At 74.1% G+C, this 23763-nt stretch carries 20 protein-coding genes; 8 read left to right on the top strand and 12 right to left on the bottom strand.

What is annotated here, in order from left to right:
• Positions 1 to 342: 342 nt before the first annotated feature.
• The 4 genes from O7625_RS16765 to O7625_RS16750 all read right to left on the bottom strand — a co-directional run bounded on the left by O7625_RS16765 (position 343) and on the right by O7625_RS16750 (position 5165).
• Complete coding sequence (locus O7625_RS16765; RefSeq protein ID WP_282346979.1) at positions 343 to 1956, bottom strand: class I adenylate-forming enzyme family protein; 1614 nt, start codon at positions 1954 to 1956, stop codon at positions 343 to 345.
• A gap of 172 nt (positions 1957 to 2128) precedes the next feature.
• Complete coding sequence (locus O7625_RS16760) at positions 2129 to 2893, bottom strand: ABC transporter permease (RefSeq protein ID WP_067305055.1); 765 nt, start codon at positions 2891 to 2893, stop codon at positions 2129 to 2131.
• A gap of 24 nt (positions 2894 to 2917) precedes the next feature.
• Positions 2918 to 3898, bottom strand: a complete 981-nt coding sequence (locus O7625_RS16755) for an ATP-binding cassette domain-containing protein (protein ID WP_282339775.1) — start codon at positions 3896 to 3898, stop codon at positions 2918 to 2920.
• A gap of 79 nt (positions 3899 to 3977) precedes the next feature.
• Positions 3978 to 5165, bottom strand: a complete 1188-nt coding sequence (locus tag O7625_RS16750) for a glycosyltransferase (protein WP_282339773.1) — start codon at positions 5163 to 5165, stop codon at positions 3978 to 3980.
• Positions 5166 to 5270: 105 nt separating this feature from the next.
• Here O7625_RS16750 and O7625_RS16745 point away from each other — a divergent pair, with 105 nt between their 5' ends.
• Together O7625_RS16745 and O7625_RS16740 are read left to right on the top strand one after the other, a co-directional pair.
• Positions 5271 to 6317, top strand: coding sequence for a 3-oxoacyl-[acyl-carrier-protein] synthase III C-terminal domain-containing protein (locus O7625_RS16745; RefSeq protein WP_282339771.1), 1047 nt, complete (start codon positions 5271 to 5273; stop codon positions 6315 to 6317).
• A gap of 58 nt (positions 6318 to 6375) precedes the next feature.
• Positions 6376 to 7314, top strand: coding sequence for a 2-hydroxy-acid oxidase (locus O7625_RS16740; RefSeq protein ID WP_282339769.1), 939 nt, complete (start codon positions 6376 to 6378; stop codon positions 7312 to 7314).
• A 161-nt stretch (positions 7315 to 7475) separates the two neighbouring features.
• On the opposite strand, the gene O7625_RS16735 is transcribed toward O7625_RS16740, so the two are convergent.
• From O7625_RS16735 to O7625_RS16710, 6 genes are all read right to left on the bottom strand, one after another.
• Positions 7476 to 8501: an aminotransferase class I/II-fold pyridoxal phosphate-dependent enzyme gene (locus O7625_RS16735; RefSeq protein WP_282339767.1), complete on the bottom strand. Its 1026-nt coding sequence runs from the start codon at positions 8499 to 8501 to the stop codon at positions 7476 to 7478.
• Positions 8498 to 9778: an NAD(P)/FAD-dependent oxidoreductase gene (locus O7625_RS16730; protein WP_282339766.1), complete on the bottom strand. Its 1281-nt coding sequence runs from the start codon at positions 9776 to 9778 to the stop codon at positions 8498 to 8500. Before O7625_RS16730 ends, O7625_RS16735 begins: the two co-directional genes overlap by 4 nt.
• Positions 9775 to 11475: a prenyltransferase/squalene oxidase repeat-containing protein gene (locus O7625_RS16725; protein ID WP_282339764.1), complete on the bottom strand. Its 1701-nt coding sequence runs from the start codon at positions 11473 to 11475 to the stop codon at positions 9775 to 9777. Before O7625_RS16725 ends, O7625_RS16730 begins: the two co-directional genes overlap by 4 nt.
• Positions 11472 to 12509: a UbiA family prenyltransferase gene (locus O7625_RS16720; RefSeq protein WP_282339762.1), complete on the bottom strand. Its 1038-nt coding sequence runs from the start codon at positions 12507 to 12509 to the stop codon at positions 11472 to 11474. The genes O7625_RS16725 and O7625_RS16720 overlap by 4 nt, the downstream gene beginning before the upstream one ends.
• Positions 12506 to 13525 carry a polyprenyl synthetase family protein gene (locus tag O7625_RS16715; protein WP_282339761.1) on the bottom strand — a complete coding sequence of 340 codons (1020 nt, stop codon included), beginning with the start codon at positions 13523 to 13525 and terminating at the stop codon, positions 12506 to 12508. Before O7625_RS16715 ends, O7625_RS16720 begins: the two co-directional genes overlap by 4 nt.
• A 231-nt stretch (positions 13526 to 13756) precedes the next feature.
• On the bottom strand, positions 13757 to 14782 hold the full coding sequence (locus O7625_RS16710; RefSeq protein WP_282339759.1) for a methyltransferase: 1026 nt from the start codon (positions 14780 to 14782) through the stop codon (positions 13757 to 13759).
• Between the two features lie 171 nt (positions 14783 to 14953).
• Between O7625_RS16710 and O7625_RS16705 the strand changes: the two genes are divergently transcribed.
• Positions 14954 to 15817: a TauD/TfdA family dioxygenase gene (locus O7625_RS16705; protein WP_282339757.1), complete on the top strand. Its 864-nt coding sequence runs from the start codon at positions 14954 to 14956 to the stop codon at positions 15815 to 15817.
• 76 nt (positions 15818 to 15893) lie between these two features.
• Here O7625_RS16705 and O7625_RS16700 read toward each other — a convergent pair whose 3' ends face one another.
• Positions 15894 to 17066: a cytochrome P450 gene (locus O7625_RS16700; RefSeq protein ID WP_282339755.1), complete on the bottom strand. Its 1173-nt coding sequence runs from the start codon at positions 17064 to 17066 to the stop codon at positions 15894 to 15896.
• A 176-nt stretch (positions 17067 to 17242) separates the two neighbouring features.
• Between O7625_RS16700 and O7625_RS16695 the strand changes: the two genes are divergently transcribed.
• Positions 17243 to 18508 carry a nucleotide disphospho-sugar-binding domain-containing protein gene (locus O7625_RS16695; protein ID WP_282339753.1) on the top strand — a complete coding sequence of 422 codons (1266 nt, stop codon included), beginning with the start codon at positions 17243 to 17245 and terminating at the stop codon, positions 18506 to 18508.
• Positions 18509 to 18543: 35 nt separating this feature from the next.
• Positions 18544 to 19752, top strand: coding sequence for a cytochrome P450 (locus O7625_RS16690; RefSeq protein ID WP_282339752.1), 1209 nt, complete (start codon positions 18544 to 18546; stop codon positions 19750 to 19752).
• A gap of 61 nt (positions 19753 to 19813) precedes the next feature.
• Here the strand turns inward: O7625_RS16690 and O7625_RS16685 are convergent, their stop codons facing one another.
• A complete protein-coding gene (locus tag O7625_RS16685; RefSeq protein ID WP_282339751.1) occupies positions 19814 to 21211 on the bottom strand; it encodes a condensation domain-containing protein in 1398 nt (465 codons plus the stop codon).
• 117 nt (positions 21212 to 21328) lie between these two features.
• Here O7625_RS16685 and O7625_RS16680 point away from each other — a divergent pair, with 117 nt between their 5' ends.
• From O7625_RS16680 to O7625_RS16670, 3 genes are all read left to right on the top strand, one after another.
• Complete coding sequence (locus O7625_RS16680) at positions 21329 to 22003, top strand: 4'-phosphopantetheinyl transferase superfamily protein (protein ID WP_282339750.1); 675 nt, start codon at positions 21329 to 21331, stop codon at positions 22001 to 22003.
• 94 nt (positions 22004 to 22097) lie between these two features.
• Complete coding sequence (locus O7625_RS16675) at positions 22098 to 22379, top strand: phosphopantetheine-binding protein (RefSeq protein WP_282339748.1); 282 nt, start codon at positions 22098 to 22100, stop codon at positions 22377 to 22379.
• Between the two features lie 43 nt (positions 22380 to 22422).
• A complete protein-coding gene (locus O7625_RS16670; RefSeq protein WP_282339747.1) occupies positions 22423 to 23745 on the top strand; it encodes a glycosyltransferase family 2 protein in 1323 nt (440 codons plus the stop codon).
• The last annotated feature ends 18 nt before the right edge of the window (positions 23746 to 23763 follow it).

Raw genomic sequence — 23763 nt, 5'->3', positions numbered from 1 at the left:
GTAGGGCCGGAGACCTCGACACCTGGCCGCCCGATGGTGGAGCCGGGGGCAACTCGCCCGGGACCTTCCCTGGTTGGCCGGGAAGTCGTTGTCGCAGACAGCCTTATGCCACACGGGCATAAACATGCCGCTGCGGCATAAGGCTGTCCGACGTAGTGATGTCACGACTCGTCGCCCAACCGGATCGGCCCGACCCTGGCGACACCAGGACAAGACGACCAACCGGACCGACCGACCCGAGCGATGCCGCGACCCGACGACCAACCGGCGGCGCGGCCGGGCAGAGCAGCGCGGCCGGACCCACCGCGAGGAGACACCGCCGGCGCTGGGGGTGGGAGGGGGTCAGGGGGTGGCGGGTGCGCCCGCGTCCGCCAGCAGCCGCTGACGCATCAGGAACTTGCGGACCTTGCCGGTCGGACCCATCACCACACCGTCGGCCGGCACCGTGACCACCCGCCGGAGCGTCCCGCCGACCACCGCGCCGAGCGCGGCGCGGACCTGGTCGGACCGGTCGAGGGTCGGATCGGCGTCGTCGGCGAGCAGCAGCAGCGCCTCGGTGACGATCCGGTCGTCGGCCTCCCGGACCGCGATGACGGTGCAGTCGCGTACGTCCGGGCAGTGCTTGAGGATGCGCTCCTCGGACAGCGCCGTGTAGAGCCAGTTGCCGTCGCCCAGGTCGACCGCGTCACTGGCCCGGTCGACGTGGTGGTAGTTGCCGTCCGGGTCGCGGTACATCAGGTCGCCGGTCAGGTAGTAGCCGTTGAGCCGGGTGCGGAAGGTGTTGACCGAGTCGTTCCAGTACCCGATCGCCAGCGTCGGCGACTTGAGCCCGACGTGCCCCACCTGCCCCTCGGCGACCTCCTCGCCGGTCGTGACGTCCAGCAGGGCGATCTGCGCGAACGGGTACGGCTTGCCGACGCAGCGGTCGTAGCGGTCGCTGCCGAGGCGGTGGCTGATCCGGAACGCGCCGTGGCCCATCTCGGTGGAGCCGAGCATGTCGACGAACTTGGAGCCGGGCACGTCGACCATGCCCTGCCGGGTGTACGCGGGGTGGCTGCCGACGGCGACCAGCCGCCGGATGTGCGACTCGTGGGCGCAGTCCCCGGTGTTGAACCAGTTGCGCACCGAACTCAGGTCGCGGGTGCTCAGGTCGTGCCGGGCCAGCTCGGACCAGGTCACCGCGAAGCCGAAGACGCCGGTCGGCCGCCAGCGCTCGATGGCGTCGAGGATCGTCTCGGCGCTGCGCTCGAACGGACCGCCCTGCGCCGACAGGTAGAGCAGCTGGTAGCCGTTGCAGAGCGCCTGGTTGACGGTGATGATGCCGGCGGTGTGCGCGGCCGGCAGGACGGACAGCTCCCGTACCTCGCCGTAGGGGCGGGACTCGGTGAGCCGGACCGCCCGGATGGCGGCGAACAACCCGTGGTGCGAGTGGACGATCGCGGCCGGCACCCGGGTGGTGCCGGACGAGTGGGTGATGACGACCGGGTCCTCGGGGTGGTGGCGGTAGTGCGGCGGGGCCTGCCCGGGGTCGCCGGTGCCGGTCTCGGCGGCGTCACCGAGGACCGGCGCCCCCAGGTCGTGCTCGCGCAGCGCGGCGTGGTCGGCGTCGAGCACCACCCCGACGCCGCGCAGCCGGCGGATGAACTCGGCCGCCAGCTCGATCGGCATGTTGCCGTTCATCAGGGCGGGGATCGCGCCGAGCCAGGTCAGGGCCAGGAAGTTGAGGAACACGTCGGGCGCGGACGTCACGTAGACCGCGACCGGGTCGCGCCGGCCGATGCCGCGCCGGCGGAACCAGTCCGCCCGTGCCGCGACCCGTTCGGTCAGGGTGGCCAGGGAGAGCGGCGTCCAGGCGGGGATGCCGTCCACGTCGACGTCGAAGGTGATCCGCGGCGAGTCCGGGTCGGCACCGTGTTCGGCCAGCCGGAGCAGCACGTTGCCGGCCCCCAGCTCCATGTCGGCCGCGAGCGTCGCCCGGAAGTTGTCGGCACCCAACGAGTTGTCTCCTCACCTGACACGCTCACGGCAGCGCACCGGCGGCGCGGCGGCCGATCTGGGACACGCTCAGGCTAGAGCGCCGACCAGCGGCAGACAATGGCCAACATCAATCATGGCCACCCGGTCGGGCTCAGGAGACCTCGCGGTTGAACAGGTGCGACGACCAGACCAGGCTGACCGCGGCCAGCCCGATCATGATCAACGCGCCCTGCCAGACCACGGGATCGGCGAGCTGACCGTTGAACAGCGCCCGCATCCCGTTGGTGGCCCAAGAGAAGGGGTTCCAGAACGCGACCCGCTGGATCCACAGTGGCGCGAGGACAAGCGGGATGAGCACCCCGGCGAGCAGCGACACCGGCTGCCCCACCGTGTTGACCAGCACACCGAGGCTGTTCTCGTTGCGTACCAGTAGGGCGATGTCGTACGAGATCGAGGTGCTCAACAGCACCATCACCGACAGCAGCGCGTACGAGATGAGCAGGTTGCCCAGGTGCACCCGCAACCCGAACGGCAGCGCCACGATCGTGATGATCACCGCCTGCACGACGTTCAGGCAGACGTGCATCATGGCCCGGCCCAGCAGCAGGCCGGTCCGGCTGACCGGGGTCACCCGGCACCGGTCGATGATGCCCGCCCGCAGGGCGCTGAGCAGCCCGTAGCCGGCGAACAGGCCACCGAACAGGCCCATCGCCACGAACAGGCCGGGCACGTAGATCCGGTAGGCGTCGGCGTAGGTGGAGGCCCCCCGGTCGACCATCACCACCTTGAGGAACGGGGCGAACAGCACGAGGTAGGTGATCGGCTGAGCCAGGCTGAACGCCACCATCACCGGGTTGCGCACCATCAGACCGACCTCCTGTTGGAAGATCAGCCAGGTGTCCCGGACCAGTTTCACTGCGGCTCCTCTCGTGCCGGCCGGTCACTCCTCGAGCGACCGGCCGGTCTTGGCCAGGAAGACGTCGTCCAGGCTGGGCCGGCGGGCCTCGATCGCCCCCGGCTCGATCCCGCGGCCCAGCAGCGTACGCATGATCTGCGGGATGGCGGTCGCCGCGCTGTCCACATAGAGCCGCAGGGTGCCGTCGACGGTCTCGGACGAGTGCACGTAGGGCTGCTCGCCGAGCAGCTTGCCGGCCGCCGCCAGGTCGGACTCGGCGTCGTTGTCCACCACGTCGGCCCGGGTGAGGTCGACCGCCACCACGTCCCCGGAGATCTCCCGCTTGAGATCCGACGGGGTGCCCTCGGCGACGATCCGCCCACCGTCGATGATGGAGACCCGGTCGCACAGGGTGTCCGCCTCGTCCAGGTAGTGCGTGGTGAGGAAGACCGTCATGCCCTCCGCGCGCAGCCGCCGGACCTCCTGCCACATCCGGACCCGGCTGGGCGGGTCCAGCCCGGCGGTCGGCTCGTCCAGGAAGATGACCTGGGGCGAGTGGATCACCCCGAGCGCGACGTCGAGCCGTCGGCGCTGCCCACCGGAGTACGTCCGGATCCGGCGGTCGGCGAAGTCGTCGAGCTGGAAGGCCCCGATCGCCGCCTCGGCCCGCTGCTGCGCCTCGGCCTTCGTCAGACCGTACAGCCGGGCCTGGAGCACCAGGTCCCGGCGGGCGGTCGAGTCGTCGTAGGTGCCGCTGGACTGGGCCACGAAGCCGATCTGCCGGCGCACCTGCGCGGGTGCCCGCAGCAGGTCGACGCCGGCGATCGTCGCCCGCCCCCCGTCCGGGCGGATCAACGTGGCCAGCATCCGCAGGGTGGTGGACTTGCCCGCGCCGTTGGGGCCGAGGAACCCGACGATCTCGCCGCGCCCCACGGCGAAGTCCACTCCCCGCACCGCCTCGACCGTGCCGGCCTTGCGGCCACGCCCGACCCGGTAGGACTTGCGCAGGCCGGTGGCCTCGATCATCGAGCCTCCTCGTACGGCGACGACGCCGGGCCACGTCGGTGTCGGCCGTGGACGGCGACCTCCGCGCGGGAGCGTCAGGTCAGGCTAGTGGCGCCGTACCCGTAGGACAATGGTCGATGTGCCGGGCGGCCAGGGCGGCGAGGTGCCGGGCCGCCGCGACCGCACCGCCGGCCGCGGCGAACGACGCGCCGACCCGGCGGGCCTGCGCCCGGTAGCCCGGTTCGTCGAGGAGCGCGGTGAGCGCGGCGGTGAGCTCCGCCGGGGTGGCGGAGCCGAACGAGACCTCGATGCCCGCGCCCGCCTCGACCACCTGGCGGGCCACCGCCGGATGGTCGTGCCGGATCGGCGCGACGATCACCGGGACGCCGTGGGCCAGCGCCTCGCTGACGGTGCCCAGCCCGCCGTGGGAGACCAGCGCGTCGAGCCGGGGCATCAGCTCCAGCACCGGCACCCGGGGGGCGACCAGCACGTGCGCGGGCGGGTCGGGCACCAGGTCGGGCGGGGCGGTGAGCACCACCTGCACCCGGTCGGCCAGCGGCGCCGTCGCCGCCATCATCCGCTGGTAGAAGTCCCGGGCCAGGTGCTCGGCCATGGTTCCGACGGTGACCAGCACGTGCCGGCGGGCCGGATCCCAGGCGTCCCAGGCGAAGCCCGGCGCGTCCGGCCGGTGGCCCAGGGCCGGGCCGGTCAGCACGCACTGCGCCGGCAGCGGCGTCGCGCCGGTCAGCGCCGTGCTGGTCAGACCGATCACCAGGTACGGCGAGAACCGCAGATCGATCGTCTCGTCGACCGGCAGGTCGGTCATCGCCCAGACCCGGGGCAGCTGCGCCCGCACCCAGTCGGTGAACTCGGGCATCTCCCAGGTCGGCGGGGTGAGTTCCAGGGTGCCCACGCAGAAGGTGGCCCACGGCACCCCGTGCCGGTGGGCGGCCAACGCGCCGGCCAGCGCGTACTGGTCGACGACGACGACGTCGGGGCGGTGCTCGGCGACCGCCCGGTCGGCCGCGTCCCGGATGAACCGGTTGACCGGCAGCACGTGCCCCTCCCAGAGGCTGCGCACCGAGGCCATCCCGGATTCGCCGTCGAGCCGGTAGTACCGCTTGCCGGTGGGATAGAGCGTCGCGTCCGGGCCGATCAGCGGACGCAGGTCGCTGCGCGGCCCGCACCAGGCCACCTCGTGCCCGGCCGCCTCCAGTGCCTGGGCGATGGCGAGCGGAGCGTTGAGATGGGACACCACCGGCAGCACGACGAACAGGAAGCGGGCCACGTCGATATTCTGGCACGCGTTGACATCAGCGGGGGCCGCTGATGGGATTCAGCCCGTGGTGGTCGACGGGCGACGGACGCGGACGGCACCCTCCACTGTGGGCGGATGGCGGCCGACCCCGGCGCCGGACACCCACCGACCGGCCCCGACGCCATCCGGTCCCCGGACGGTCGCCGGCCGCCGGAGCACCTCGGCGCCGGCCGCATGACGGCGCTCGACGCGGTCTCGGTCCACCTGCCGCAGCGCCGCGTCCCGATCGAGAGCCTGGCCGGGCCGCTCGGGCTGACCGAGATGCAGGTCCGGCTGTTCCGCCGCTTCCACGGCCTGGACCAGGTGCGACGCGATCCCGACCTCTCCCTGCACGACCTGCTGCTGGGCGCGGCGACCGGGCTCACCGCCCTGCGCGGGCAGGAGCACCGGGTCCGGTTCGTGCTGTACGGGCGGGCGTTCCCGGTCGTGGTGCCGTACCCGGCCAATCCGCTGCACGACGTCTGCCGCGCCCTGGGGCTCGGCCACGCGGTCGCCCTCACCCTGACCCAGCAGTCCTGTGCCAGCGCGTTGCTCGCCATCGAGCTGGCCGGCCGGCTCCTGGCCGCCGAACCGGCGGACCGGCCCGGGCCGGGCGAGGGGCCGCTGGCCCTGGTCCTCACCGGGGAGAAGGCGTTCACCCGGGATGCCGAGTTCATCCCGGAGACCTCGATCTTCAGCGAGGGGGCGTCCGCGTGCCTGGTCAGCACCGACGGCCCACGGGACCGGCTGCTCGGCTACGCGTGCGCCCAGCGGGGCGAGTTCGACGTCGCCGGTGGCGCGTCCGGCGCGCAGTTCCAACGCGAGTACCGGCCGGCGCTGGCGGAGGTGATCGGCCGGGCACTGGCCGAGGCCGGGGTGGCGCTCGACGACGTCCGGCTCGTCCTGCCGCACAACGTCAACGTCGTGACCTGGCAACGGCTGTGCCGGCTGCTCGGCTTTCCGCGGGACCGGGTGCTGCTCGACAACGTCCGGGAGACCGGCCACGTCTTCTGCGCGGACGCGTTCGTCAACTACCGGACGGCGTGCGAGCGCGGCCTGCTGCAGCCGGGGGACCACTACCTGGTCGCGGCCGTCGGGGCCGGCGACGGGGCGACGTTCGCCGCGATGGTCTTCACCCACTGACCGGATGTCGCAGGAGACCGGTCGGCCGCCCGCCGGCCGGCGTGAGGTGAGGAGAACCGTGCCGGCAGCAACCCCGACCGACCTGCACCTGACCCGGGCCGCCCGGCGGGCCTTCCCCGGCCCGGCCACGCTGCTGGCGGATCCGGCCCACCGGGAGCGGTCCCGCCGCTACCTGGCCGACCTGGCCCGGCAGGACGGCCAGGAGCTGCCGGCGGGCCTGTTCGACCCGGCGTCCGGGTCGCCGGGCCAGTCCTACGCGGAGATGGCCGAGGCGTTGGTCCGGGGGCTCGTCTCCCCGGACGAGCCGGTGGATCTGCTCGTGCTGGCGTTCTCCGGTCACGACATGCTGCCCGGCCGGGCCACCGCCACCTACCTGAGCCACGTCTGCCCGGGGAATCCGCTCGCTTTCGCCGTCTGCGACCAGGGTTCGGCGGCACCCTTCAGCGGGCTGCGGATCGCCCAGGCGTACGCGGCGTCGGGCGGTCGCGCCCTGCTGATCGCCGTCGAGCAGGCGGTCCTGCCCTACCGCACCCGGACGCCCGGCCCGGCCCGGCACCAGGGGGTCGCCCTGCTCCACACCGCCACCCCGGCCCCGCCGGCCGCACCCGGCGGGAGCCCCCGGATGACGGTGCTCCGCCAGCACCCGGACGTGGCGGCCGGTGACGTCGCCGCCCTGGCCACGGTGGAACTGGCCACCCTGTCGGCCGGGTGGCCCGACGCCCGGGTGGTGCTGGGTGCCGACCTCGCCGCGGCCTGGCCGGCGCACCCCACCGAGCGGGTCACCGTGACGCCACCGGGGCAGCCGGTCACCGGCCTGTGGTGGACCCTGCTCGACCAGCTCACCGCCGGCCCGCAGCGGCCCCGGCCCGCCGTCGGCGCACCGCTGTCCGGCCCGGTGCTGGCCGCCGACTACGACCCGGAGCTGCGGTACCTCTGCCTGGTCGGCTGGGACGGCACCGCTACCCCGGACGACCGGCGACCCGACCCCGGACGGTGAACGGCACCCGACGGCCGACCCGGGCCGGGCCGCCGGCACGCCGACCCGGGCCGGACCGCCGGCACGCCGACCCGGGCCGGGCCACCGGCACGGTGCCGCACCCGACGACCGGCGCGGACCCGGCCCGGCCACCGGCACGGTTCAGCGCGGGCCGACCCGGCTCAGAACCCGGCGGCCGACGCGGTCCGGACGAACGCGCACAGCCGCGCGTTCGCCTCGTCCGTGCCGACGGTGACCCGGACGCCCACTCCGGGCAGGGCCATCACCAGGATGCCGGCCTGCCGGGCCTGCTCGGCGAACGACGCCGACCGCTCCCCCAGCGGCAGCCAGACGAAGTTCGCCTCACTGGGGGCCACGGTGAGGCCGAGCCCGCGCAGCTCGTCGACCAGCCCGGCACGCGCCACCGCCAGCTCGGCGCAGCGCCGGGTCAGCTCCGGGGTGACCGCCTCGTCCAGACTGGCCACCGCCGCGGCCTGGGCGAGGCTGTTCGGGAAGAACACCGCGCCCGTCATCGCCACCGCCGGCGTCATCCGGGACGGCACCACCGCGTAGCCGACGCGCAGCGCGGCCAGCCCGTACGCCTTGGAGAAGGTCCGCAGGACGCAGACGTTGTCGTGGGCGCGGAACAGGTCCATCCCGTCGGGCACCTGCGGGTCGGTGACGAACTCCCGGTACGCCTCGTCGATGATCACCGGCACGTCGGCCGGGATCCGCGCCAGGAACTCCTCGATCTCGTCGCGGCGCAGCGCCGCCCCGGTCGGGTTGTTCGGGTTGCACAGCAGTACGCAGCGGGTCTGCCCGGTCACCGCGGCGGCCATCGCGGGCAGGTCGTGGCGGTAGCCGTCCATCGGCACGGGCACGTCCCGGGCGCCGACGTTGCGGATGATCAGCGGATAGCCCTCGAAGGACAGGGCCGCACGGACCACCTCCGGTCGCGGGCCGAGCGCCTGCACGAGGTGCTGGCACAGCCCGGCCGAGCCGGGGCCGACGACGATCGACTCCGGCCCCACGCCCAGCCGGCCCGCCAACGCGGCCACCAGCGCCGACGAGGTGCGGTCCGGATACCGCTGGAGCGCGCCCGCACCCTGTTCGACGAGTCGCCGGATACTCGGCAGCGGCGGGAACGGCGTCTCGTTCATCGACAGGTCGGCCGGCGGGTGGGTGCCGAGGGTCGGCGCAGTGGTCATCGTCGCTCACTTCGTTGCGGGGCCGGCGGGGCGGTTCGATGGGCGTTCCGGTCGACGAGCAGCCCGAGCTGGTACATCCGGTCGACCAGGGACAGCGGCCGGACGGCCGTGCCGGACAGGTTGCCGGCGGTGAGCCCGAGCAGCCGGGGGTTCGCCGCGGTACGCCGCATCATCCGCCCGCCGAGCAGCCGGGGCAGCCCGGACACACTGGTCAGCATGAGGGCCGCGCTGTGGCTGACCGTCGCGACGTGGTCGAGGCGGGGCCGGCGGGCGGCGTCGTAGTCCCGCAGCGCCCGGTCCACCCCGGCGTCGTCCGGGTGGCCCCCGGCGGTGAGGGTGGCCGCCAGGGTCTCGGCGTCGGCCAGTGAGCTGTTGACGCCCTGCGCCGCCATCGGGTGCACCGCGTGGGCGGCCTCGCCGACGAGGGCGAGCCCCGGCACGGTCAGCCGCGCCGTCCGCAGCCGGTAGACCGCCAGGAGCTGCCGCCGGTGCAGGTTGGCCCGCAGCGCCGTGCCCAGTGGCCGGATGGCGGGCACCTCGGCGAGCAGCCGGTCGCACCAGTCGGTCAGGTCGGCGGCGCTGCGTCCGCGGAACTCGTCCGGGGTCACCTGGACGTAGACCCGGCAGCGCCCGCCGGGCAGCGGATAGACCAGGCACAGCCCCCGGTCGGTGCGGTAGGCCGACACCTCGTCGGCCACCTCGACCCCGGCCACGTCGAAGGCGACCAGGCCGTGCGGGTACTCCCGCCGCTCGACGGTGATGCCGGCCGCCTTGCGCAGCGGTGAGGACATGCCGTCGGCGGCGACCACCAGCGCCGCCCGGATCTCCTGCTCGCCGTCGCCGTCGGAGACCCGGACCCCGGTCACCCGGCCGTCGGCGGCGCGCAGCGGGCCGGTGACCCGCTGTCCCCAGCGGACCGTCACGGTACCGGGCAGCCCGTCGGCGAGCACGCCGCGCAGGTCGCCGTAGTCGGCGCAGAGGATCTGCCGGTGGCTGCCCGGCAGGGCGCGGTAGTCGAGGGCGAGCAGCGGGCGGCCCTGCGGGTCACGGATGGCCAACTGGTCGACCGGGCACGCGCCGGTGGCCCGCAGGGCGTCGAGGACACCCCAGCCGTCGAGGATGCGTACCGTCTCGGGTTGGAGGATCTCGCCCTTCGCGATCGACGTGGGGGTGGATTGCCGGTCGAGCACCAGCACCCGCAGCCCCCGCCCGCCGAGGGCGCGGGCGGCGGCCAGGCCGCCGGCCCCGGCGCCCACCACGACGACGTCGGCGTTCACCGGGCCACCGCGCCGGGTGCGACGCCCGCCCGGCCGGCGACCGCGCGCCGGTACTCCCCGAGCGCCCGCAGCGCGACCGCCTGGGTGATCACCGCGTTGGGGTACCGCAGGTGGTGCCGGATGTAGTTGCAGACCCGGGTGGGCGGCCAGCCGCCGTCCGGGCCGGCGGCGGCGAGCAGCCAGCCCACCCCCCGGTCGACCGCCCCGGCGGCCTCCGGGTCACCGCTGGCCAGCAGCCCCTGTACGGCCCAGCCGGTCTCCTCGACCGACCCGGCGGTGCCGTCGCCCGGCCCCCACGACCCGTCGGGCAGTTGGGTGTCCCGCAGCCAGCGCACCGCCCGCCGGACCACGTCGTGCCGGGCGTGGCCGACCCGGGACAGCGCCGCCACCACCACGGCGGTGCCGGAGGTGTGGTCGCGGTACCAGAGGTTCTCGTAGCTGCCGTCGGGGCGTGCGGCGGTCAGCAACCAGGCCGCGCCGGCGGCGACCGCCGGGTGGTCGTCGGGGTGGCCGGCGTCGTGCAGGGCGAGCACCGCCTGGCTGGTGATGGCGGGGCACGGGCCGTCGTTGGCGAGCTTGGTGTCGCGTACCCACAGGCTCCACGAGCCCCGGCTGTCCTGCCGGCCGACCAGCCAGGCCAGGCCCCGGCGCAGCACCGGATCGTCGGCGGCGTCGGGGTAGCTGGCGAGCGCCGAGAGGATCTCGGCGGACTCCAGGGTCACCGGCCAGCCGCCCACGTTGGAGTAGCTCCACCCGCCCGCCGGCACGTCCAGCACCGTGAAGGCGGTCGGCTTCTGGGTGGCGTGGAAGAAGTCCCGGGTGGGGCGCAGCCGGGGGTCGGCGGCGTACCCGGCGGCGATCAGCCCGGTCACCGCGTACCCGGAGCGGGTCAGGTCGAGGTTGCGCACCGCGTCCCAGGCGCCGTCGGGGCGGACCGCGCGGCGCAGCCAGCCGACGACGGCGGTGGCGATGTCCGGCGCCTCGCCGGAGCGGGCCAGGCCGAGCAGCACCAGGGCGGCGGGCCACGGGTCCTCGCTCAGCGCGCCGGTGCGGCCCTCGTGGTCGTAGATCGCGCGTAGCAGCCGCAGCGCCGCCGGCCGGGCCCGGCGCAGGGTGGCCCGCCGCAGCCGGCCGGTGGGCAGCAGGTCCGCCTGCATCAGGGCCAGCCCGATGAACGGCGCGGTACGGAACGACAGCCGTTGCCGGCGGACCCGGTCGAACAGCACGATCTCCAGCGGCAGCCGGCGCAGCGGGCCGGCCTCGGTGGTCAGCCCGGCCATGGTGAGCAGTTGCCGGCAGAGCAGCGAGATGGCCGGATCGGTCACCGTGTCGACGCCGCCCATCGCGGCCAGCCGGGCGCGGCCGGCGGTGATCGCCTCGGCGCTGGCGGCCGGCGCGGTCAGGGCCAGCGCCGCGACCGCGACGGCGGTGGCGACGACCTCGCTGTCGGCCCCCACCACGCCGCCCCAACCGCCGTCGGCGTGCTGCTGCCGGCGCAGCCAGTCGGTGCCGGCGTCGACCAGGTCGGCGCTGCCCACCGGGTCGGCGGCGTGCAGGGCGGCCACCGATCCGGCGGTGCCCAGCACCGAGGCCGGCGGGTCGTCGCCGAAGACCCCGTCGGGGCGCTGCCGACGCAGCAGCGCCTCGGCGCCGTCGGCGATGGCCCGGTCGACGGCCTCGGTGGGCACAGCGGTCATGACACGTCCTCCAGGGCGGCTCTGCGAGGGGTGGTCAGGGTACGGACCGGTCGTCCGGTGCCGAGTTCGTGCCGGGTCCGCATCAGGCGCTGGGACCACCAGGTCAGCCCCACCATCGGCAGGGCCAGCGCCAGTTGCGGCCCGACTCCGAGACCGAGCCCGACCAGGGCCGAGGCCAGCACGACCCGCTCCACCACCAGGACGGCGTGCGCCCGCAGCGCCACCAGGACGGGCATGTCGGCGCGGTGGGTGACCAGCGGGGCGAGGGCGGTGCCGCCCAGGGCCAGCACGACGAGCAGGGTCACCAGGTAGCCGAGCCGCCCGGACGGCCCGGCCAGCAGGCCGGCGGTGAGCGCGGCGGCGACGGTGACGGCGTAGAGGGCCAGCACCGTGTTCACCGCGAACGGCGTGCCCCGGCGGACCGGCAGCGTCAGGTAGCCGCCGGCCCGGTCACCGTCGATGTCGCGCAGCGCACCGACCAGGTTGGACATCGTGTCGTGCGACCAGAAGGCCACCATGGACGCGAGCAGCACCGGCACGGTCGACAGGGTGTCCCCCGGGAGCCCGACGGTCAGCGCGCCGTAGAGCAGCGCGATCGCGCCGAGCGCGCCGCGGACCAGGTTGCCGGCGATGCCGCGCGCCTTGCCCCAGCTGCTGTAGGCGACGATGCCGCACGCGGCGAGCAGCGCGGCGGCGGTGGTGCCCCAGCCGCCGAGCACGGCCAGCAGCGCGAGCACGGCGAAGCAGGCACTGCCGCACCAGAGCGCCGTGCCGGGGCGCAGCCGGCCGGACGGGATCGGCCGGTGCGGCTTGCTCCCGGCGTCGAGGTCCCGGTCGAAGTAGTCGCCGAGGTAGTGCCCGCCGAGCCAGCCGGCGGTCGGGGCGGCCCAGGCCGACGCCAGCAGCCACGGGTGGTGCGGGCCGTCGGTCAGGGCCGCGCCGGCGAGGCCGACCATCCCGACGTACCACAGGGTGTACGGCCGCCAGGTCTCGACGTGGGCCCGCAGCGCCCGGGTGACGCCGGCCGTGCTCACGCCGTCTCGCTCGTCATCCAGTGCGCGATGCCGGCGAGCACGTCGACGCTGGGCGAGGGGGTGAGCGGGGAGAGTTCGGCCAGCGCCCGCTCGGCGTGCTCGACCATCTGCCGGCGGGCGTCCCGCACCGCGTCGACCTCGGCGAGCAGGCCGGCGACCCACTCGACGTCCCCCGGGCCGGCTCCCCGTCGGTGCAGCACCGCCATCAGCTCCACCCGGGCCGTGTCGGTGGCCGCGTCGTAGGCGAGCAGCAGCGGCAGGGTGGGCCGCCCGTTGTTGAGGTCGCTGGTGGCCGGCTTACCGGTCTGCTCCGGGGTGGCCACGTAGGACAGCAGGTCGTCGCGGATCTGGAAGGCGATGCCCAGGTGTTCGCCGTAGCGGGCCAGCCCGGCCGCGAGCTGCGGGTCGGCCCCGCCGAGCAGGGCACCGACGTGGCACACGGCGCGGAACAGCGCGCCGGTCTTCAACCGGATCATCTCCGGGTACCACTGCGCGCCCGCGTCCAGGTCGCCGACGAGCTGCGTCTCCAGCAGCTGCCCCCGGCAGAGGTCGCGACCCGCCTCGGCCAGCGCCGCGACGGCGGCGGCGACCTGCCCGGGGGGTGCCGTCGCACCTGCTTCCACAATGGACTGAAAGGCGGTGAAGATGAGGTGGTCGCCCACCACGATGGCGTCGGGGATGCCGAACGCGACAGGTACCGCGGGGCGGCCCCGCCGCAGCGTGTCGGCGTCGATGATGTCGTCGTGCACGAGCGTCGCGACGTGGAGGTACTCCATCCCCAGTGCGGCGGGCAGGACGGCGGACGGTGACCCGCCCACCGCCTCCGCCGCGTGCAGCGTCATCATCGGCCGGAGCAGCTTGCCGGCCGGCAGCAGGGCGTACCGGGCGATGGTGACCAACTGGTCGGTCGTCTCCGGCCACCGGCGCTCGAGTTCCGCGCGCAGCAGCCGCCCCGATTCGCTGCGGGCGAGGTCGTCGATGAAGGGCGGATAGCGCGTGAAACCAGTAACCGTCATAGCGTGTCGACCCTTTCGCAAAGGCTCGGCCCAGCCGGCACGCGAGACGTTACCTGCCGGTCCCGCCCCGAACAACCATCGGAAAACCACCCCGACGATGGAGAAACACGAATGTCGTAACCCTGTTCGCCAGCAAATCGGTTGATGGGCAGAGAAATCCGCTGAACCGCTCACCGTGCGTCACACAGATCGATGAGATTAGGTACGAAAGTCTGATCGCTGACCGGCGGATCAGGCAGCCGCGGCGAACTCCAACAGGGTCAGTCCGTCGGTGCCCCGGTAGGTCCGCACCGGGGCCAGACCCGCCGCCGCCGCCAACGCCACGTGCTCGGGCACGCCCCGCTCCCGGCCACCCACCAGCACCAGCATCTGCAGGTCGTACGGGGACCGGTGCGGCACGTACGGGTCGGTCGGCAGCACCTCCACCACCAGCACCCGCCCGGTGCTCCCGGCCGCCTCGGCGCACCGGCGCAGGATCGCCGTCGCGTGGGCGTCGCTCCAGTCGGTCAGCGCCCGGGACACCACGTAGACGTCGGCCCCGGCCGGCAACTCGGCGAAGAAGTCCCCGACCACGGTGTCGACCCGCCCGGTCAACCCGTGCTCGGCGAACGTCCGGGCCGCCGTCGCCACCGGCTCGCTCCGGTCGACCAGCGTGCCCCGCAGGTGCGGGTGGGTGTCGAGCAGTTCCCGCAGCAGCCCGCCGGCACCTCCGGCGACGTCGACGACGTGGCCCACCTGCTGCCACGGGTAGAGCGCCGCCACCTGGGGCGCGGTGAACCGCTGCTGGCTGAGCATCAGCGCGTCGAAGTAGGCCCGGTAGGCCGGGTGGGCGTCGAGGTCCGCCCAGAAGTCCCGTCCGTGCACCGCCTGGTAGCCGGGGCGGCCGGTGCGGACCGCGTGCGGCAGCCCGGTGTAGGCGAGGTCCATCCGGGCGCCCAGACCGTCGAGGTCCAGGTAGGCGCCGTGCCCGCCGCCGTCGCGGTCGCAGAGCAGCTCGCCGACGTCGGTCAGGGTGAACTCGTCCGGCGACGCCTCGACCACGACGCCCCGGTGGGCCAGGTAGCGCAGCAGCCGACCCAGGGCGTCCGGGTCGGCTTCGCAGGCGGCGGCCAGCTTGTCGAGGCGGGTCACGCCGGCCGCGATCCGCTCCGGCACCCGCAGCGTCACCGCCGTGCGGACCGCGAAGGGGGTGGCCAGGTCGGTCAGTCGGGCGAGGCGGGCGGCCGGGTCGTCCCCGGTGGGGTTCTCGATCGTCACCCGGACAGCCTCCCTGTCCCGCCGCGCGTCCACAATGCCCCTCGGGTGGATGCCGTCCGGCGGCCCGGATGCTCCCGGGGCCGGTGCGACCCGTCGACGACGGTGGAGAACCCATTCATCCCCGTGGAACAATGCGCCGACGGCCCCCCGCCCAGACCGGAGGAACCACCGATGACCACTTCCCTCGTGCCGGAGGTACGGCTCGTCGCGGGCGCCCTGGGCGCCGAGGTCCACGGCATCGACCTCAACACCCTGACCGACGAGGGGTTCGCCCACCTGCACCGGCTGCTGCTCCAGCACCAGGTGGTCTTCGTCGCCGGCCAGACCGGGTTGACGCCCCAGGCGCACATCGCCTTCGGCCGGCGGTTCGGCGAGGTCGAGCTGCACCCGTACCTGCCCCGGTTGGACGGGCACCCGGAGATCGTCGTGATCGACTCCGAGGACGGCGGGAAGGTCGACGTCTGGCACACCGACATGACCTTCCACCAGAGCCCGCCGATCGCCTCCATCCTGCACCTGGTCCAGCTCCCCGAGACCGGCGGCGACACCATGTGGACCAACCAGTGCAAGGTGTACGAGGCGCTCTCCGCGCCGCTGCGGGACCTCCTCGACGGGCTCACCGCCATCCACGTCATCCGGATCGGCAACGAGTTCACCAGCCGGGCCGAGCACCCGGTGGTCCGGATCCACCCGGAGACCGGCCGCCGCTCGCTGTACGTCAACCGGCTTTTCACCTCGCACATCCCGCAGCTCAGCCGCAACGAGAGCGACGCGCTGCTGGAGTACCTGTTCGGGTTCTCCGAGGGGCCGCAGTTCACCTGCCGGTACCGCTGGCGGGTCGGTGACGTGGCGATCTGGGACAACCGGGTCACCCAGCACTACGCGATCAACGACTACCAGGGGGTACGGCGCGGGCAGCGGATCACCGTGCTCGGCGACCACCCCACCGGCGACGCGCCCCGCTGGGACCACTACGTCGCCGCACCCGGTCAGCGGTACTGGCCGGACCGGGTCAACGCGGTGGACAACTACTGACCACCCGGCCGGCGGCGACGCCGGCCACCCGCGCGGGAACCCGGTCCACGTCGTTCCCGGCCCGTGTCGTCCCCGGTCACCAGGTGACCGGGAACGACGCGATGCCGCCGTTCATCCGGTCGTGCCGCCACGGGATCTCCTCGATCGGCAGCGCGGGGGCCAGCCCCGGTAGCCGGCGCAGCAGCTCGCCGACCGACAGCTCGACCTGCATCCGGCCCAACGCCGTGCCCAGGCAGAAGTGCGGCCCGAACCCGAAGGTCAGGTGCGGCACGGTCGGCACCCGGTCGATGTCGAAGACGTTGGGGTCGGGAAAGACCCGCGGGTCGCGGTTGCCGGCCCACGGGATGGCCATCACGCAGTCGCCGGCCCGCATCGCCACCCCGCCGAGGGTGAGGTCCTCGCGGACCACCTGGACCCGGAACATGCTGCTCACCGAGGTGTAGCGCAGGATCTCGTCGGTCGCCGAGGACAGCTTCCCCGGGTCGGCCCGCAGCTTCGCCAACTGCTCGGGGTGCTGGAACAGGGCGCGCAGCCCGGCGCTGGTGGAGTTGATCTCCAGCCCGCCGAGCAGCACCCCCATCGCCAGCTCGACCAGCTCGGCGTCGACCAGCTCGTGCGCGTCCCGGCCGAGCACCCAGGCCGAGAGCAGGTCGTCGCCGGGGCTCACCCGCTTGCGGTCGAGCTGCCCCGCCAGGTATTCCCGCAGCTCGGCCTGGGCGGTGGCCGCGTCGGCCGAACCGTACGCGGTGACCGAGTTCAGCCCCTCGATCCAGCCGTAGAACCGGGGCCGGTCGGCGACCGGAACCCCCAGCACGTCGCAGACCACGTACACGGGCAGGGGCGCGACCAGCGCGGCGACCAGGTCGGCCGGGCGCGGACCGGCCAGCAGGTCGTCGATCAGCCCGTCCACCAGCCGCCGCACCCGGGGGCGGAAGGTGTCGATCCGGCGGGCGGTGAACGCCCGGCTGGCCACCCGGCGGACGACCGCGTGCGCCGGACCGTCCATGTTCAGCTCGCGGGGACCGCCCCCGTCGGGGGTGCCGGTCGCCCCCAACGGCAGCCGGGAGAACCGGGGATCGGCCAGCACCGTGCAGCAGTCCTGGTAGCCGAGGACCAGCCAGGCCGGGCGGCCGTCGGGCAGCCGCACCCGGCTGACCGGATCGGACACCACCATGTCGAGCAGCTCGGCCGGCAGGTCGCCGGTGAACGGCTCGAACGGGTAGTTTCGCAGCTCGGAGACGACGGTCATGGCGAGCTGCCACCCGCCGGCCGGCGGTCCACATCGGGCATCGGGTAAGACTCGGCCATCGGTACGTCCGGCGTCAATATCCATCGGTACCACCGGCGACCTTCCGGGTCGGGACATCCATCGCCTAGCATCTGTGCACCGGAACTGCCCGGTTGGCGTGCGCGGATGAGGCGGACTTGACTGCGGCTTTGCGGATCCTGTTGACGACGTGGGGCTGGCGGTCGCACTTCTACGGCCTCGCCCCGCTCGGCTGGGCGCTCCAGGCGGCCGGTCACGAGGTGCGGGTGGCCAGCCATCCCTCGCTGGTGCCGGCGATCACCGCAGCCGGGCTGGCGGCGGTGCCGCTGGGCCGGGACCTCGACTTCGCCGAGGCCTTCGCGGGCCGGATCGGCGCGGTGGGCGCCCTCGACACGGCCGGACCCGCCGCCCCCGACCCGGCTCTACCCGCCGCCCCGGCTCCGGCGGTGCCCGCCACCCCCGACCCGGCCACCTCGGAACAGGACGACCCGCTCGAACCGGCGATCACCGCCGACGGCGGGGTGGTCCGGTTCGCCGACGCCCTCCTCGACGACCTGGTCGGCTTCGGCCGGGCCTGGCGGCCGGACCTGATGGTCTGGGAGCCGTTCAACCTCGCCGCCCCGGTGGCCGCCGCCGCGCTCGGGGTGCCCGGCGTGCTGCACCTGTGGGGGCCGGACTCCTCGGTCACCCTCCGGCTCGACCCGGAGTCGGTGCTCGGCCCGCTCGCCGGCCGGTTCGGGCTCGCCGCCTCCGACGTGTCACTCACCGGTGCGCTGACCCTCGACCCGGTGCCACCGCCGATGCAGGTGCCGACGGCCCGCCCCGGCCGGCCGGTCCGGTTCGTGCCGTACAACGGTCCGGCCGTGCTGCCGTCCTGGCTGCACGGCCCGGCGGACCGGCCCCGGGTCTGCGTCACGGCCGGCACCATGATGGCCGGGGTCGGGCTCGCCGACCGGCTGGGCCTGGCCCGGGTGATCCGGGCGGTGGCCGGGCTGGACGTGGAGGTCGTGGTGCTGGTCGAGCCGGCCCAACAGGCCCGGCTCGGCCCGCTGCCGGGCAACGTCCGGCTGGTCGACGCCCCGCTGGCCCTGCGCCTGGTGCTGCCGACCTGCGCCGCGCTGGTGCAGCAGGGCGGCGCGGGCAGCACCATGACGGCGCTCGGCCTCGGCGTGCCGCAGCTGGTCCTGCCGCAGGTCAGCGACCAGCACTTCAACGCCGAACGGCTGGCGGTCACCGGCGCGGGGACCTGGTTGTCCCCGGAGCGGGCCGACGACGACACCCTCCGCGCGCTGGTCGGTGAGCTGATCGGCGACGGCCACTGGCGGGAGTCCGCGGCGCTGATGCGGGACCGGGTACACGCGATGCCCACCCCCGCCGAGGTGGTGCCGGCGCTGGTGGCCCTCGCCGCGTCCACCCGGAGCTGATCCACCGGCCTGTCGGACCACCCTAGGAGTCACTGATGACGCAGCCGTCGCCCATTCCTTACCCGCTCGCTCCGGCACCCACGATCTACCACCCGTCGCCGGACTACACCCGGCTGCGGGAGACCTGCCCGGTGGCGCCCATCGCGCTGCCCGACGGGGCGTCGGCCTACCTCGCCACCCGGCACGCCGACGTGCGTCGGGTCTTCACCGACCACCGGTTCAGCCGGGCCGCCGCGGCCGGCCCCGACCGCCCGACCCGGGAGCTGGGGTCGCTGGCCGAGGACTCGCTGATCGGGATGGACCCGCCCCGGCACACGACCATGCGCCGGGCGGTGTCGCACGCGTTCACCGTCCGCCGGGTGGAGGCGCTGCGCCCGACGGTCGCCGCGCTCGTCGACCGGATGATCGACGACCTGGTAGCGGCGGGTCCGCCGGCCGACCTGATCCCGCACCTGTCCGCGCCCCTGCCGATCTACGTGATCAGCAAGCTGTTCGGCATCCCGGAGCACGACCAGGAGCGGGTACGCCAGTGGTCCGACGCGCTCGTCGGGGACTGGGACGCCGACCCGGCGGCCCCACAGGCCGCCCTCGACGCGTTCGGCGAGATGATCGTCGAGCGTCGCCGCAACCCCGGCGACGACCTGATGAGCGCGCTGATCGCCGCCTGGGACGCCCACGACGACCTCACCGAACGGGAACTCGTCTCGGTCACCGCCGGCATCTTCGTCGGCGGCCACGAGACCACCACCAACCAGCTCAACCTGTTCCTGCTCGTACTGGCCCGGCACCCAGAACAGTTGGCCGGGCTGCGCGGCGACGACCCGGTGGCGGTGGCCCGCGCGGTCGAGGAGCTGTCCCGGTTCATCCAGCTCGGCGACAACGGGGTGCTGCTGCCCCGGGTGACCACCGAGGAGGTGGAGCTCGGCGGGGTACGCCTGCCGGCCGGCACCCCGGTGCTCCCGGCGATCGCCTCGGCGAACCGGGACGCGTCGGTGTTCGCCGGGGCGGACACCCTCGACCTGGGCCGGGCCGACAATCCGCACCTGGCGTTCGGCGCCGGCCCGCACCACTGTCTCGGGGCGGCGCTGGCCCGGATGGAGTTGCAGGAGGCGCTCGGCGCGCTGCTGCGCCGGCTGCCCGGCCTGCGCCTGGCGGTGTCCGAGGAGGAGCTGCGGTTCAAGCCCGGCCTGGTGGTACGCAGCCTGGAGACGCTGCCGGTGAGCTGGGACCGGGTCGCCGGGTGAGCTGAGACCGCGTCGCCGGGTGCGCTGGGACCGGGTCGCCGGGTGACCGGTGACCCGGCGCTCAGCCGGTGACCCGGGTGGGGGCCGTCGGGTCGAACGCCGCCTCGACGGCGACCTCCTCCACCCCGCGCAGCAGCGCCTCGGCCTGGGCCTCGGTGAAGCAGCCCAGGTCGAAGATGACCTGGAGGAAGATGGTGTCGGGGTGGTCCTCGACGGTGATGAACGCCTGCTCGGGCAGGTGGTCGAGGGTGCCGTCCCAGACCAGGAACGTCTCGGCCGTCTTCCGCCGGATCTGCTCCGGCGTCACCTCCCCGGCGCGGGCGGCCTCCTCCGCCGCCTGCCGGGTCACCACCCGCCGGTCGTTTATCCGCAGGGTGACCCGGCCCGGATAGCCGCGCTCGTCGTCCAGCCGGGCGCTGGCCTCGGCGAGCTGCACCGGGTCGTAGTAGGCGTACATCCCGGCGGCGACCGAGGCCCGGCGGGCCCGGGTCACCACCTCGTCCACCGTGGTGTCGGTGGCGTCCACGGTGAGTACACCGTTCTGGCTCAGCGGGGCGATGGCCTCGGCGAACCCGGGCCGGAACCGGTTGCCCACGATGAGCTTGGCGGTCAGCGGGCTGACCCCGGTGGCCCGGCCGACCGCCACCGCGATGACCGCGAGCAGCACCCGGGAGGTGTCCGTCCTGGTCCGTCGGGCGATGGCCCGCACCGCCAGGTGGGCCGCGGGCGAGCTGAACCGGCCGTGCCAGAACCGCCGGCCGTGCCGCCCGGCCGGGTTGGTGACCTCGCCGAAGGTCGACGGCGGGATGGTCCGCAGGTGCGTCTCCCAGTGCCGGACCGCCCGGTCGCTGACCCGGCGCAGTGCCGGCGTGCGCTCCCGTCGGCCGAGGTCGAGCAGGTGTACGGTACGCGGGTCGGGGGTGCGGCGGGCCGCCAGGTCGACCAGCCCGAGGTCGGCCATCAGCAGGGCGGTCGCGGTGCCGTCGACCACCAGGTGGTCCAGGGTCAGTACCCGGTGCACCGGGACGCCCCGGTGCCGCACCACCGCCATCCGTACCGACCAGTCCCGGTAGAGATCGTAGTGGGTCAGCAGCCGGGCGTGGCCCAGCTCGTAGGCGAACTTCGCCACGTCGGCCGGGTCGGCGTCGTCCGGAACGTCCAGCACGTCGAGGGCGATCTCCCCGTCGGCGGACACCACCTGGCAGGGTTCACCCCGGTCGTCGGTGCCCAGCCGCATTCGCAGCGCCGGATACCGGCTCATCAGGTCGCCGAGCTGCGCCGCGAGCTGGGCCACGGTGACCCCCGCCGGCACCGGGTGCGCGCCGCTGACGTTGTGCGTCCACCCGGTCTCCCGCATGTCCTGCATGATCGCCAGTTGACCCCAGGTCAGCGGCGCGGTCCCGGCCCCCGGGCCGGCGAACGGGACGAGCACCTGCGCCTCGGCGGTCTCCGCGAACATCGGTCCATCAGAGCAACGCCGATCGGCGCGTGTCAACGTCACAAATCGCCGCCGACGGCCGGGCCGTCGGCGGCGTCGTGGTGCCGGCGGACCGGGCAGCGGCGTTAGGGTACGGCCATGCGGGACACCGTCCGGGTCTGGACCGTGCCGGCCCGGGTGACCCCGGACGAGCTGGCCCGGTACCACGCGGTGCTCGATGCCGGCGAGCGGTCCCGGGCGGCGGCGCTCGCCGACGCGGCGACCCGGGACCGGTTCACGGTGGGGCACGGGGCGCTGCGTCTGCTGGTCGGCCGGATCCTGGACGTGCCGCCCGAGCGGCTGCGCTGGTCACGGGGTCGGCACGGCAAGCCGACGTTGGCCGATCCCGGGGGCGGACCGCAGACGAGCCTGTCGTACTCCGCCGATCTCGTCGCGCTGGCGGTGGGCGGTCGCCGGGCGGTCGGGGTCGACATCCAGCACCCCTCGCCGGGGCTGGACCCGGTGGGTCTGGCCGGCCGGTTCTTCGCCACCGAGGAGGCGCGGCAGGTCGCCTCCGGAGCCACCGCCGCCGTCCGGGCCGACCGGTTCGCCCGGTTGTGGGCGCGCAAGGAGGCGGTGGTCAAGGCGGCCGGGGGTCGGCTCTGGCCCAATCTGGCGATGCCGGTGCACCGGGGCGACCTGGTGCGGTGCGCCGACCCGGTGGGCGTACACCGGGTGACCGACGTGGTGACCCCGGCCGGATACCGGATCGCGGTGGCCCTGACCGGGGACGCGCCGTACGTCGTCGAGTCGTGCCGGGGCCTCGCCGGGTGACGTGCACCGGGCACCGCGGACGAAGATCGCCGCACCCGTTGACACCCTCCGATCCCGTTTGCTCTGATGACTCCATGGTGGAGCGCAGGGTCCAGTGACAGAGTCCGACACGGCCGCCCCGCCGCGGCTACGCGCGCAGGTCGTCGACCGCATGACCACGCTGCTGACCCGGATGCTCAAGCCCGAGGCCCCGGTCACCGAGCGGACCCAGCTGATGGACGAGCTGGGTCTCAGCTCCTCCCTCGCGCTGGAGCTGCTGCTCGAGCTGGAGGACGAGCTGGAGATCCAGATCGACGTGGAGGACCTCGACGAGGACCTGATGACCACGGTCGGCGACCTGGCCGACTACATCACCGAGCACAGCACCCCCCGCTGACGGCCCGCGACCGGGGCCTGGCCGGCGTTTGCGAAGGAGTCCCATGCCGACCACGGACCGGCCCCGCCTGAGCGTGGTGATCCCCGCCCACGACAACGGCCCGGTGCTCGACACGACACTGGCGTCACTGACCCGGCAGAGCCTGCCGGCGGAGGAGTTCGAGGTCGTCGTCGGCGACGACGGCTCGGCCGTCCCGCTGGCCCCGGTCGTCGAGCGCTACGCCGACCGGCTGCGGATCAGTTGCGTGCGCAGCGACACCAACCGGGGCCGCAGCGCCAACCGCAACGCGGCGGCGGCCCGCGCCACCGCCGACACCCTGCTGTTCCTGGACGCCGACACGGTGGCGCACCCCGGCCTGCTGGCCCGGCACCGGGCCTACCACGCGGCCCTCGACGGGCGGCCCGGGGTCCTGCTGGGGCAGCGCTACGACCTCGACTGGGCCGGTGCGGACGCCCTGCGCCGGGGTGAGCCGATCGACCCGCTGATGCTGGACGCCGAGCGGGGCGACCCCCGGCTGGAGGACATCGCCCATCCGCAGCGGATCAAGGATTTCCCCAGCGCGCCCTGGGTGCTCGGGCTGACCCACAACGCGTCGGTGGACCGGGAGTCGTTCCTGCGGGTGGCCGGCTTCGACGAGGCGATGGTCAAGTGGGGGTTCGAGGATCTGGACTTCTTCTACCGGGTCTTCCACCTGCACGGTGCCCGGCCCGACCTGTTCCGGCTGGACGTCGAGGCGCTCTCCTACCACCTGCCGCACTTCCGCAAGACGTCCAACGGCATGGCCTCGATGGACAACATGAAGCACATGCTGCGCAAGCACCTGCGCTACGACGTCGAGGTGCTGTACGCGATCAACACGTTCGGCCGGCACCTGGGCCGGATCCGGCTCTACGGCGAGGCGATCGAGGCGTACCGGCGCAACGGGTTGGGGCGGCCGGACGCGCTGCCGGACGCGCTGCGGGCGGAGCTGGCCACCGGCACGGCGCTGGTGATCGGCAACGGGGTGTCCGCCCTGGAACTGGGGTCCGGCTCGCACACCTTCGACCACGACGCACCGCCCGGCCCGACCAACTCGCACCTGCTCGGCACCGTGCTTCAGCAGTTCCGGGCCGGTGCGCTGGATCTGATCGTCAATGTCGACCTGTGGCGCTTTCTCCTCCCCGACGATCTGCCGGCCTTCCTGACCCGGGGGCTGCTCAAGGCCGACCGGATCGAACTGGTCGCCACCCACGTCCCGGTGGACCAGCGGGCGATGCTGCCGGTGCCCTTCATGGCGGATCTCGACTACCTGGTCGACATGCTGCACCGGCACTTCACCGTCACGGTCGGCGTCCACGACGGCGCGACCCTGCTGACGGTGCGCTGAGCCGTCCGACGCGCCGCC

The organism is Micromonospora sp. WMMD714 (assembly GCF_029581315.1).
In the GTDB taxonomy this organism is placed as follows: Bacteria; Actinomycetota; Actinomycetes; order Mycobacteriales; family Micromonosporaceae; genus Micromonospora; species Micromonospora rifamycinica.
The sequence above is the reverse complement of the archived record's forward strand: the minus strand, read 5'-3'. Positions and strand labels throughout refer to the sequence as shown.